Origin of the sequence: Streptomyces endophyticus (assembly GCF_035798155.1) — a bacterium.
Taxonomy (GTDB): domain Bacteria; phylum Actinomycetota; class Actinomycetes; order Streptomycetales; family Streptomycetaceae; genus Streptomyces; species Streptomyces endophyticus.
Genome location: NZ_JAOZYC010000203.1, coordinates 18,482 through 30,916, shown reverse-complemented (window position 1 = coordinate 30,916; position 12,435 = coordinate 18,482). Strand labels below are relative to the sequence as shown.

Below are 12,435 nucleotides of genomic sequence, written 5' to 3'. Positions count from 1 at the left end.
GGGCCCGGTCATCGGCCAGGAAGTGGACCTTGCTGGTCAGTCCGCCCCGGGAACGTCCCAGCGCCTCGCGTCCATCGCCCTCCACACGCGCGCCGCCCCCTTTTGCGGGAAGTCACCCGGCGGCCGGTGCCGGGCCCCGGCCGCATGCTGATGGGCCCGGCAGGAAGTGGAGTCGATGTTCACCGCCCATTCGGCCTCCTTCGCCGCGGTGCGGGCCAGGGCGCCGTCCGGGTCGCTTGCGTCGGCCTCGATCTGCAGCTCGGTCAGGATCCGCTGCCAGGTTCCGTCGGCCGACCAGCGGCGATGGCGCTCATAGACGGTCTGCCAAGGCCCGTACCGCTCGGGCAGATCCGGCCACGGCACCCCGGTGCGGGCCCGGAACAGCACGCCGTTGATGACGCGGCGGTGATCCGCCCACTGCCCACCCGGGGCACCGTTTCCCGGCAGCAGCGACTCGATCTGCTGCCACTGCGCGTCAGTCAGTTCATGGCGTCGCACCATACGAGGCGCATGCCCAGCACCCGCGCTGATCCACCCACCCAGCAAGAGCCATCAGAAACGGCCTAGTCGAAGTTGGCCCGGCCAGCAGCGATGTCTTCCACATCCTGGTTCACCTGCCGCTAGTGTCCGCGCTGCGGGCGGCCTTTCGGTCCCGGCCCCAGTGAGGTTCGACCCGTTGAAGCCGTCCTCAAGCCTGGCCCTTGGTCTTCCGCAACTCGGACAGTTCCTCCCGACCCTTCGTGATGACGGCCAGCGTGGCCTGCGGATCCGTGTCCGGAGGGAGTGGGTGTTGGCTTCGCTGCGGCGCGCGGCGGACTGCTGATGCTCACCACGTTCCTCTCGTAGCGGCGCCGCAACCTCATCCTGCCCGCGATACGAGCAGGACGGGATTGGGCGCAACTCAATGCGAGGGACCGATCTGTCATTCTTCGGAGGAGCGCACCCGATCGTGCGTTAGGGCAGCCTGGTACCAGATTTCGTCACTTTGGTACTCGGGAATCCCCGCTCGGAACAGATCTCCCCACTTAGCGGCCTCCGCGTGAATTGCTCGCATACCGTCTCCAGGGATTAGATTCCTAAGTCCTGGATCGTTACGCGAAAATCCTCTGAAAATGGCGGCAAGTGGGCTCTCGTTTAGCGGATACCCATATCTCTTGCCAATTTGAGGCCTCAGTGGACCTTCACCGCGCACGATTGCCACAACGGCCTTCCACTCCGGACTCTCGCGATGAAAATCCTGTTTCGTGTAACTCACAGGAATGTGATCGCAGTGAATTTCACCCACTATTCGACCTTGGTTTCCCAGTTCCAACGGATATTCCAAGTGGCTTGTCAGTGAATTCGAATCTTCCCAGGCGAACATGCTTTTATCGCGCCTAAGAATCTTTCTACCGTTCCACAAGAAGTCGATCCCGTAATCCCTTGAGTCCAAATAGCGCTGGACTCCAATCCACCCCTTTACTCGCCTTTTGCGCACAACCAAATCTAATGAGTCGCACCAAGAGCAAGCGGTCAGGCCGGAAGGGCCAGAGTGCTGGCAGTCAGAACAGAAAGCCGCATCGCGCAGTGCTGTGTCGATCGATATCACCGCGCCGACATCCCCTGAGCGTCTGGGTACTGAGCGAGACTCTGCCCAGATACAAGGTAGGCGAGGTGCTACTTGGCGGCCATTGACTTCGATCGCCAGCGTGCCAGATCTAAGGGGAAAGCTGTACAGGTCTCCAAGCCACGTGCGCAGCATACGGCCTTTAGATTCACGCCATGGCTCACGTAGGCCCGTTACGGTAATTTCGGTGCCGTGATCGTCACGCTCAATTTTCTCCTGCGTCATCACCGGAATAGACCACTCGCCGCTGCGAGCCATCGCTGGCAAGTCAAGAGTGAGCACAGTCCAAACGGAGCTCTCCACTCGGGCGCTACGGACAGTAATTCGGCTACCTAGGCGTGCGGTGGCGACATTGAACCCCAGACCGAATATTTCTCGATCTTTACCCCCTGCCCAACCTAGGGAAACGGCTCGTGTTAACGTATCGCGATCCATTCCCGGTCCATTGTCTCGAATGACCACTGACCCTTGCCGGCGCCTGGCAATCATTCCATCAAAGGTGATGGAAATATTGGACACTAATGGCGCACTTCCGGGTTCTATGCAGGCACCCATGAAATTATCCACTAGCTCGGCAAAGCAGTTGAACTCACTCATCTCAATGTCGCCTAGGACGCTGAGAACTCTGGGCGTGGGCGTTACAAGCATTGGTTCATGTGATTGCTTCCAGCCAACATTTCTGCCAGAAACGGCTCTCTGCCTGGCCGCTGCCCAAGTCGATGAATCGTAGCCACTGCCTAGCGTATGAACGAAGGCGAGGAGTAAGTTTTCGCTAGGTGTACGCTTTCCTCTGATTGCTTCATTCACCGTGGTTTTCGGCAGGATTCCTATGCCTGCCCGCAGTTCAAGTTGCCGCAAACTCAACCGGCTCGCGGACAACAGTTTCTGCATTGCCGTCTGAAGGTCTCCCCTGGTTTGAATGGAATTGGGGTCTGTCTGCTCTGGCGGCGACAGGTACTGACCTTGCGTTTCCAGCCACTTCTTCACTGCATCGTCTAGCCGTGCTCCGCACGCTTGCGCGACAGCCTCAGCGACTTCCCTGGAGCAGCGTTTTCCAGTTAATGCCCGGTGCAATGTGGATTTGCCATATCCGGTCACCTCAGCAAGCTGGCCGTAAGAAATCTTGGCCTGCTGGCGCGACAGCTCCAGCTGTCGCGCCACAACCTGCAAGCTGAGGCCTGGAGCTGCTGATTTCTCAACGGAACGCTCCATGGCCAATCCGTCAGATGTCGTCGAACCTAGGACGTGATGCAATCGCCATGCGCAGACCGATCAAGGCGGTGGTCATTCCGATAGTGGCCGTAATCAGTTCAACATCGGCGATTGAGGTGTTCCGCCAGACAGATGGCCTGAGAGTGAGAAGCACGATCACGATCACGACTGCGAAAATTCCGCATGCTCGAAATCCTGGTACGGATTGCCCACCGCGACGACGAATTTCAATCACTACAAAACCTTTCCTGGGGTCGACATTCTCGGACGCCCACCGCGGTCACGTGAAGGGGTTAGGAGCCCCCGTTAGCGCGGCGTGTGAGCTAGATAATGTCCTACAACAGACCCTGCAGACCAACCGGAATATGTAGTTCAGAAACCGTTCCAGGCTGTCCCAACGATCTTTTGGCAGCTGTTTGCGCTGGTCGCGGCAGTGGCAACGAGGAGGGGCGTGAATCTTACGCCGAGCACGTTCCCGCTTGTCCCAACTCCAATTTGCCTAACGGCAGCCCATGCAGGAAGGCTTGCTACGGGATCGCAGTCTCGGACGCCACCGTGCATCGCATCCTGGGCAGTCGTATTAGGAGTACGTCTGCCAGCCTCGCGCCTGCCTGAACGTTGGTTCAGGCAGGCGCGGGCTTTGTCGCAACGCAGGCGCAGCAGATCACGCAGCGGCGCTCGAGCGACGGCGAGGTTCGCCGTCCGATGCGTAGGGCGATCCGAGAGGGTCACACCTTGCCGCGGCGCACACGCTCTAACGACCTCGTGCATGGTTGCGGGCCGGGCTGCATGGCGGCACCGTTAATTCATGGGGAGCGTTGCCCGTTCCGTGATCGTCAACGGTCCGCGACTCACGGGTCTGACCGGGAATGTGATCGCTGAACTTGTCGCCGAGATTGGCCCGTTGTGGGCGGATCAGCAGTACCGGCGGCTTTCGGGACGACCACGGCGACGAGCCGTGGGAGCAGGAGCCCGCCACAAGCTGGTCTTCGTCGACCGACTGCTCGCCACGCTTGTCCACTTGCGGCATGGGGTCACGCATGACGTACTGGCCTGCTGGTTCGGTGTGCACCGCTCTACCATCACCCGCGCGATCGGCGAGATCCGGCCCCTGCTGGCCCAGTGCGGCTGCGCGGTGGGATCGGGTATCCGGCTGCGCACGCTTGCTGACGTCGTTGACTACCTCAGCGTCAGCGGGCAGAGCGCCATCATCGACGCCACCGAGATCCGTGTCCGCCGCCCGGCTGCCGGCACTGACAGCCGCGACCGGTACGTCTCCGGCAAGAGCAAGCAGAACGCGGTCAAGGTCCTGGTGGTCACCGATACCCAGGGGCAGTTGTTGTTCGGCGGCGCCCTGCAACCCGGCAGCTGCCCTGACATCACCCAGGCCCGCAACGCAGGGCTCGTGGAACTGCTCGACCAACACCGTGACCTGCACATCCTGGCCGATGCCGGCTACCAAGCGCTGGGCGCCCAGACCGGCGGCCAGGTGATCACGCCGCCGCACCGCAAGTTCAAGAAGAACGCTCCGACGTGGTGGGAGGAGAGGTTCACCCAGCAGCGCAAGGCCCATTCATCGCGACGTATCCGCGTCGAACACGGTATTGCCCACCTCAAGAACTGGCGAGCCCTATCCCGTCACCTCGGTCGACGTGAACTCCTTGACGAACTCGTCCCGGCCATCGCCGGACTGGCATCCATCCATCGACGACCTCCACAACCAGCCGCAACCGGTTGAGAAGCGCCGACGTGCTCGTCAGACATGCCCGGCCTGCAACCATGCACGAGCTCGTTAGGCGGCACGAAGCTCGGAGTCGATCCCCATGCTGTCGAGGTCGTTCACGAGCCTCCAGTAGACGTCGGTCTCGTAGAAGCCCGCTGCATCGCTGTTCCCCTCAGTGGGGTCGATTTTGTACATCTCGGCGACGTCGTAGGCCATCGTGTACCCGGCCTCAGCGTCGGACCACTGGACCCGTACCACCATGTCCGCTGTGCCGATGTCGTAATTGTCGTTCCCGTGGTTCTTAGCGATGTACTCGAACGGGTACGTGAACGTATAGCTGTCATCCTTCTTGAGCGACCGCAGGTAGTCATGCTCGTTCTCGAAGCCATAGTTGTTCGACTCACTCCACATGAAGGGAGCTTAGTGCACCGCAGCTTTGCCAGAGTTGACACCGTGGGCCGGTGGGCAGAGCGCTCGTAGACCGCATGCCAGGCGCACCGAACTCCTCATCGTCCCGCGGCATCTCCCGCCACCGGCTGCCGGTCCAGAACCGCCCCACACCACGCCCTCGAACCGCTCACACAGCCGCTGCGGATACGGGGCGTACTGTTCGGCTGGCAGAAGCGACTCGATCAACGCCCACTTACTGTCGCTCAGATGGCGTCGCGTCGCGCGAAGGGTTCTATCAGCCAAGCACAGGTCCGATAGCCGAGTCAGCCCACAAAGACTGCAACTCCAGACAGGCCCTAGGTGAGCGAGTACGCCGCAAACTCAAGCGGCTCGGTCGGGGTGCGCACCACGCCCGGAATGGAGAGGAGGAGCCGCCCTGTTTCAGAGCGATCCAGTCGCTTGCTGTTGGTCGAGCTGATGACCGCGCAGCGCCATGGTCGGCTGCTTCGTCGTGCGCGAATCTCGGCGTGACGAACGGCTGGGCGCCGCGCTTTTGGTCGGTGTTGCCGTCGTGACACTAATGCTGATGCTGTACGGGGCAGGTCCTGACTGACAGTGGTCGGATGCTGCCTGCTGGCATAGAGCCTAAAGGGGCCTGACCCGTGACGCGGCTCAGGCCCTGTCTTGGTACTTCAGCTGTCAGGACCGTGAGGTTTGACCCCACGGCTTCTTCATCCCGAATGAGGTTCGGGCGTGATCCACACCGGGGGTGATCGACGTCTGAGCTGATCAGGGTGCCGGGGAGGATCGGTCTCGGGTGGCCTCGGTGGGGGCTCCGGGAGGAGATCGTCTCCCAGATCCTCCCAGGCGGCGAGTGTCGGAAGGCGGTTCGCCGAGTCGACTGAAGTCTTGGACGGATTGCGGCTGCACAACTTCGACCACGTGCTGCTCGAGCTGCCGCTGTTGGCTTTCTGGTCAACGAACGCCTTGAACCCGCCGAGGCCTGTACCTGGCGGGGCCTGGTCAGCTCCCGTCATAGGCAACCTGCACTCGTACCGTGCCCTTGGCCGTGTGGAGAATGGCGTCGCCCTGTCCAGCCAGGGCTTCGGCTCCGGTCTCGTCCAGAATGATGCGGCTGTCGGTCGCGGTTTTGACCCGCAGGGCGAGTTGGGCAGGGAAGTTGGAGCGGATGGTCGTCGAGATGACGTCTGCGCTCGGGCGCTGTGTGGCAGCGATGACGTGGATGCCCGCAGCGCGGGCCTTCTGCGTCAGGCGCTTGAGCAGCGCTTCGATTTTCTTCTTCTCGTCCGGATCGCTGGTGAGATCCGCGTACTCATCCAGGACGATGACGATCCAGGGCTTACGGTTCGCTTTGTCGACCTTGGCGTTGTACTCGACGAGCTTGCGTGTGCGGATCGCCTTCATGTCCTTATAGCGCACGGCCATCTCTTCGACGGTTTCCTCAAGAATTTCGATGGCGTCGGCGGCGTCCATACCGATCATGCCGTCAAGGTGAGGATCGTCTTCGAAGTCGACAAGCTCGGTGCCCTTGGGATCGACGAGGCGGAGTCGCAGGGAGCTCTTGTCGTACCGGACCAAGCCCTTGAGGATCGTGTCCAGGGCGACGGACTTTCCTGAGCCGGTAGTACCGGCCACCAACAAGTGCGGTGAGTCCGCAGAAGACAGATCGATGGTTACCGGGTTGCCTTCGATGTCGGCGCCCAGCGGGGCGATCAGGCTCTCGGGATCGGCCGGGCACCGCTTCCACAGCGCCTTGGCGTCGACCCCGTACTTTTCGTCGTCGACCTTCGGGATCTCGAAGAGCACGGAGCCGCGGTCGCTGCGCGTGCGAATGCTGAATCCGGAGGGCAGCTCCAGGGTCAGGAAGATCTCGTCGCGTCGATTGGTCAGCTTGTCCACGGTGACCCCAGGGTCGGGGACGAACCGGAAGATGTAGAAGCCAGGCCCTTCCTGCCACTTGCCGACCTCCGGGGCGGTGACCGCAACCCTGTGACGGGCGAAGACATCAACGACCTTGTTGTATCGGAGCCGCAGTTCCTCCTCGCCGAGCCCACCGCGGTGAGAATTCAGAGGATCTTCCTCTTCGGCAGAGTGCCATGCAGTAGCCGGGCTAGGCACGTTCGTCGGAGCAGCCGCTCCGGCGGCCTCGGCCGGTGGTGTCGGCTCTTCCGAAGTGGGCAGTTCGGCGGAAGCGACTGCTGAGGGCGTCCTGACGACAGTGTCGGGGATCCTCACGGTCCCAGTGGGGTTACCAGGGGCGACAAGGGGATCAGCATTGGTGGGATCCTGGTTGGCGCGCAGAGCGCCGATGAGGTTTAGCAGCTCGTTCTTGTTTAGCCTCACCAGGGTGTGCTTGCCGAGGGTTCCGACCGTGGGGGCCGGCTCGTCTTCCTCGGCTGAGATGGCCACAGCGACGCCGGTGACCTGACCGAGCTGGACATCCTCGGAGCGCAGGGCGTCAAGGACCTTCGCCTCAACCCGACGGTGATCGTCGTTACCGATCATGGTACGAGCTGGAAGGTCTGCGGCCTGAACGGCGTTTCCACTGGTCTGAGCGATCGCAGCGGCGAGTTCATCCAGCCAAAAGGGACGGTCGTGGCGGGCCTCGCCGTCCGAGCGGAAGGCATCCTCGCACAGGTCGGTGGTGCGGTTGAGTTGCTCCTTGGCCGAGCCGACATCGTAGGTCTGGCGGAACTTGGACTCGGCGACCAGTATATCGAGGCGAACTGTGTCGTCGCCCTGAACGGTCAGCACGAACCGTCCCAGATCGGCACGGGTTTTGTGTCCGCGGCCGAACCAGCGGTGGTGCTCGTCGAAGCTGATCCAGGTGACCAGGCTCGTGCCCTTTCGAGGAACGGGAAACTGCTGGTCGATGACGAACCGCGTGGCGACCAGGCCGACGACTTCGTTGACCGTTGTGCCGATGCCGAGGGAGCGCAGCACGGCGCCAGGGGCCACGTTTCGGCTGACCTCGTAGATCCGCTTAGCGGTGCCTTCGGAGTCCTGCGGGGTGACGACGCCGATCTGCTCCAGCCGGCGCTGCAGCCGCTGGACGACGAACTGTCGGCCAGTCTGCGAGCTGACAATGAGGGTGTAGGACTCGTTCTTGCCGACACTGGGCTTGACCAGGATGACGTCGGGGCGGTTGCGCAGGGCGTCGATCTGCTCACGGCCGATGAAGCTGTCGAGTGTGACGACCCAGTGGGCTACGCGGTGCAAGGTGGCGAACAAGTTCAGGTGCTGGTCGAACTGCACCTGCATCTCAAAGTAGTCAATGCCGTCGACGCTCTCCCTTGAGACCGGGGAGCGACGGTCGTAGCGCACGCACAGAGTGGACCAGGACTCAAGGGTCTCGTCTGCGGTCTCGGGCAGCAGCGCTCTCACGACGTTCTCGCTGGTTTGGGCCAGGTTGTGTGAGGCCGGATGTTTCCAGGGGTTGAAGGAGCCTGACAGGGATTCCTTTTTGGTGCTCTCTCTAATGCTGGTCTGGGTGCCGAACAGCGCTGGGGCGAGGGCCAGGTCGATGGTGTTTTCCAGCCCTGACAGGTCTGCCTCCTGGTCAGGCTCCCATGCCTGCAGAATGAGCTGGACGTCGGGCAGGAAGCTGTCCTCGGACATCTCCGCACCGGAGAAGTGCAGGTCGAAACCCTGGATGATCTCGTGGTGGGTGGCCTGGGGAGCCAGCACGACCAGATCAACCTTTAGGCGAGGGTTCTTGGACCGTACTTGCTTGGCCACGCGCATGGGCAGGACAGGGTCGCCGTTGCGGTCCAGAAGCAGTACGCGGAGGCCGTCAAGCTTGTGGGGGTAAGTCGTCAGGTAGTCGGTGATGACCCGGACCATCTCGTCGATCGCGGTCTCGTCAACGCTGGAGAGCCATTCCTTGGATTCGTTGCCGCCGTGGCGAACCGGGGCGTACTCCTCGTGCCCGGCCGATTCACGCATTGGAATGGCGATCGTGCCGCCGGGTCCGACGAGGACCGCCGGTGTTCCATGAGGGGAGATGCGGTCGACGGCGTCGAAGAAGAGGTCCTCGTTCTCCTGGTTGAGGCTGAGACCTCCCATCTTGTTCAGGGCGGTCTTTAGGCTGTCTCCGGCTTCCGCGTAGTTCTTTGCCAGCCAGCGCATCTTCAGGGGATGGGTGGCCAGCATCATCATGCGGTGATCGGCCAGTCCGACGACATCGGTCAGAACGACGGCCTCAAGGTCTGCGTTCGGAGCGTTGTCGGGAACCAAGGCGGTGCGAGCTTCGCGGAGTTCGCCTTCCCACTCGCGTACGTAATCATTGATGTTCCCTGCGTCAAGCCCGTCAGAGAACCGCTCGAAGTGGTCCAGTTTGAGGCGTTCCAGCCGACCGGCGAAATGAGATGCAGGGATGGGCCCGGGCTCGTCGGCCTGCCACTGCCGGGGGTCACTGAACTTCTGGAGGAAGGTGTCGAAGGTCAGATTGGTCGCATGGCCGGGAGGGGTTCGCCAGCCGTGGATGAGGGCCGCAAGTGCGATCTGGCCGGGGATGCCCAGGGGGTCCCAGCGGAAACGCCGTTGGGCGGCGCCATCCATCTCGACCAGGATGCGCAGCGCGGACCACTCGATGGTTGGATCAAACGGCTCATCCTCCTCCGGAAGGGGCGGCTTGGTCAGGTCCAGCAGGTAGTCCTTGACCTCCAGGGTCAGGCGAAGACCTGTGGACTCCTGGACATCTCGCAGGGTGCGTGCGTATAGAAAAGCGAACAGCCAGCGGCTCCACCGCCCTGCTTCCTGGCTGCCTTCAAGCCCGACGACGACAGAGCCTTCCTCTTCGTCAGAGAAATAGGTCAGCTCACGCAGCAGTGCACGCAGGGGGTCCTGGACAAGCTGGGAGTCCGGGAAGGCAAGCTTTTCGACTTTGCGTCGCGACCGCTTGGTCAGTAGGTCGGCCAGTGGCTCGGCCCCACTGGCGGGAGCCTCGTCGAGGAAGCGCTGTGCGGACTCCTGGTCTCCGTGGTCAAGCGCGTCTTCGATCATCATGGCGTCGAACTCGCCGACCCGCTCTGCTCTGGTCTTTTCGATCTCCTGCCGGACCTGCTGGCCCAGGCCGATCTTCTTGGACTTCTGCTCGAAGATTTCAAGCCAGAGGGTCAGGTCCTGCTCGCGGCGCAGCTGTCGTGAATCCTGCGGGGTGGAGCCGCTGCGATTGAGGCTGAGTATGAGGCTGCGCATGCGGGCTTTGGCGATCTCGGAGTCCGTACCGATGTGGTTCAGGGACTCCTCAGTGAACTCGGTCGTGGTGATGCGGTCTATCAGGTCGTCCTCGGTGATCTCCTTGCCGGTGGGCTGTTTGAAGCCGCTGACCGAGACATTCTTCTTGATCCGGGTGGGCAGTGGGGTGGTCCTGAGGGAGAGTCCTCGGTCCGGGAAGAGGTCAAGAGCGGGCAGAGCCGCAGAGATCTCGCGATGGACCGTGTCGGGGGTGTGGACCTGAGCTGCTGCGACTTTCTGCGCGGTCTCGACCAGGAAGGCCGCCCAGCGGTGCAAGGACCGGGGCTCCTCTTCGGTGACGGCACACCAGATCTCCTGCAAAGAGGTGGCCATCAAGGCCGGAACCCCGCCGATGCCACCTGCCTCCCGCCATGCTTCTGCCATGAACCTGTCGAATCCGCGTTCGTTGGCGGTGTCGCGGTAGTCGCCCAGGATCATGGCATCGTCGAGGGCGTTCATGGCCGCCAGTCCCTGTGCGTCCGGGGACTGCCCCCACTCGAAGAGCAGCACCGCCGTGCCCTGTCCGGAGTTTCGCCACTTGGTCAGCTGGTCTTGCGGGTCCAGGAGGTAATCAACAGGGACGCCTTTGATCGGCTCCGAAGTGCCGACCTTGACGACAACGTGACGGCCCGGCGCCTCCGACAGCCGCTGAGCCGTGCGAAGGAGTGCCTCGGCCACGGTCGGCCGGTCGAAACCGCTGACTCGCAGGACGGCACGGGCTCCGCTGTTCTCAGTGACTTTGCGAAGTGCTTCGTCGGCGACGAACCGACCGAGCGCTCGGATGCTTCTCTCGGTCACCGGGGCTCCCCTCGAACCATGCTGGTTGCATCTGAATATTGAGTGAGCAGACCGATGGCGGCGAGCTTCTCCCGGAACGCCTTGCCGTTGTGGTCTAGGACCGATGGGTCGACCTCGTAGGCCAGCGGGCTCGCGGCCGCAACCTTGTTCTCCGCCACGAGTCCGTACTTCGCGTACAGCAGCGTGCAGAACTGGTCGAACTCCATCTCCGTGCCCTGCGGGACAGTGGCGGATACCAGACTCTCCAGCATCGGGGGCTTCATGGTGAAGTGCCGGCGCCCGGTCGTCGCGTTCAGGGCTCCCGCAGCGGCGAGGGTCTCGCTGAAGAACGCTCGGGGCGAGGCGACCGCTTTGCCGGCCTCCTTGGTAAATCTCTCGTAGCGGCGCTTCTTGACCTCGTCGCCTTCGGATTCGATTTCGGCGATCATTTCTCGAGCCTGGATGTTGATCGCGCTGACGATGTCATTGCGGAAGCCGGTGAGGTTCTTCTGCGACTCTCTGCGCAGCGGGGTTGTCTCGTTGCCGAAGTCCAACAGGATCGACTCGCGATCGGTGGCGCCGAGCTTGTGGCGCGCGAGTTGCAGCTGGTGGCGTGCCAAGCAGTAGGGGACCCAGTGCATGAGGCTCTCTGTGCGCTTGGCCCTGGGGGCCGTCGCAGTCCTGACGACGATGTTGTGAGCACCTTCCCTCAGCAGATCAGGCCATGGGCTGAGATCCTCATGCAGCCTGATTCCTGCGTCTGAGCCCCCCACAGGCACCTCGTCGTAGTCGAAGTCGTGCGCGCTGAGGGCCTTGGCAAGGTTGCCCAACGGGGTACCGCTGTCCTGCACGAGGTCGCGCAGGCCCTGTCGGGTTGCTTCCTTGCGGTCACGATCTGGGTCGCTGCGCAGAACCTTGTAGGCCCAGCTGCCGCCATCACGGAAGAGGTAGCGCTCGATACTCGGAGCGTTGATGCCAGCAGCGACCTTGCTGGCTTGCTTGCGCTTTTTTGCGATGCTCCTGGGGGAGGCGTCACTTTGCTTGATTCGCCGTTCGACTGCGTCGTAGTGGATGAGCTCACCCACGAACGGATAGATGTGCGCGCCGAACCAACTGGGCTGGCTACGACGCCCGGGAATCTCGACGAGCAGCGACGAGAACAAGGCGTGGAGCGTTTCCATGGTCTCGGGCGAGTCCAGCTCGACGGCCTTGCCGAGTTCTTCGTCGCCCTCGACGATGCGGGCTTCGGTCGCGATCCGCCGAGCCAGGTCGTGCGAGGTCCTCTTGTAGACGGTGTCGGCCCCGTCGTCCAGAAGTCCTGCGTACTTCTCCGGGGCCTCCTTGTGTGCCAGGTAGATGCCGCGGGCGATGGCGAGCATCTCGAGCGGGACATAGAAACCGCGGCCCTGCTGTTCGAGGTTCACCCCGAAGAGACGAAGGACGACCTCTGCCTTAGAACGGTCAGCCA

At 62.4% G+C, this 12,435-nt stretch carries 5 protein-coding genes and 1 pseudogene; 1 reads left to right on the top strand and 5 read right to left on the bottom strand.

Annotated features, from left to right (window positions below; all coding sequences use genetic code 11):
• A pseudogene (locus OKJ99_RS41225) lies at positions 1-501 on the bottom strand (IS5 family transposase); the annotation flags it as partial.
• 421 nt (positions 502-922) lie between these two features.
• A complete protein-coding gene (locus OKJ99_RS41220) occupies positions 923-2,818 on the bottom strand; it encodes an XRE family transcriptional regulator (protein ID WP_326023712.1) in 1,896 nt (631 codons plus the stop codon).
• A gap of 829 nt (positions 2,819-3,647) precedes the next feature.
• Between OKJ99_RS41220 and OKJ99_RS41215 the strand changes: the two genes are divergently transcribed.
• Complete coding sequence (locus tag OKJ99_RS41215) at positions 3,648-4,556, top strand: transposase family protein (RefSeq protein WP_326023711.1); 909 nt, start codon at positions 3,648-3,650, stop codon at positions 4,554-4,556.
• A 54-nt stretch (positions 4,557-4,610) separates the two neighbouring features.
• Here the strand turns inward: OKJ99_RS41215 and OKJ99_RS41210 are convergent, their stop codons facing one another.
• From OKJ99_RS41210 to OKJ99_RS41200, 3 genes are all read right to left on the bottom strand, one after another.
• Positions 4,611-4,952, bottom strand: coding sequence for a hypothetical protein (locus OKJ99_RS41210; protein ID WP_326023710.1), 342 nt, complete (start codon positions 4,950-4,952; stop codon positions 4,611-4,613).
• Between the two features lie 1,002 nt (positions 4,953-5,954).
• Complete coding sequence (locus OKJ99_RS41205) at positions 5,955-10,988, bottom strand: FtsK/SpoIIIE domain-containing protein (protein ID WP_326023708.1); 5,034 nt, start codon at positions 10,986-10,988, stop codon at positions 5,955-5,957.
• Positions 10,985-12,391, bottom strand: a complete 1,407-nt coding sequence (locus tag OKJ99_RS41200; RefSeq protein WP_326023707.1) for a hypothetical protein — start codon at positions 12,389-12,391, stop codon at positions 10,985-10,987. Before OKJ99_RS41200 ends, OKJ99_RS41205 begins: the two co-directional genes overlap by 4 nt.
• Positions 12,392-12,435: the final 44 nt, after the last annotated feature.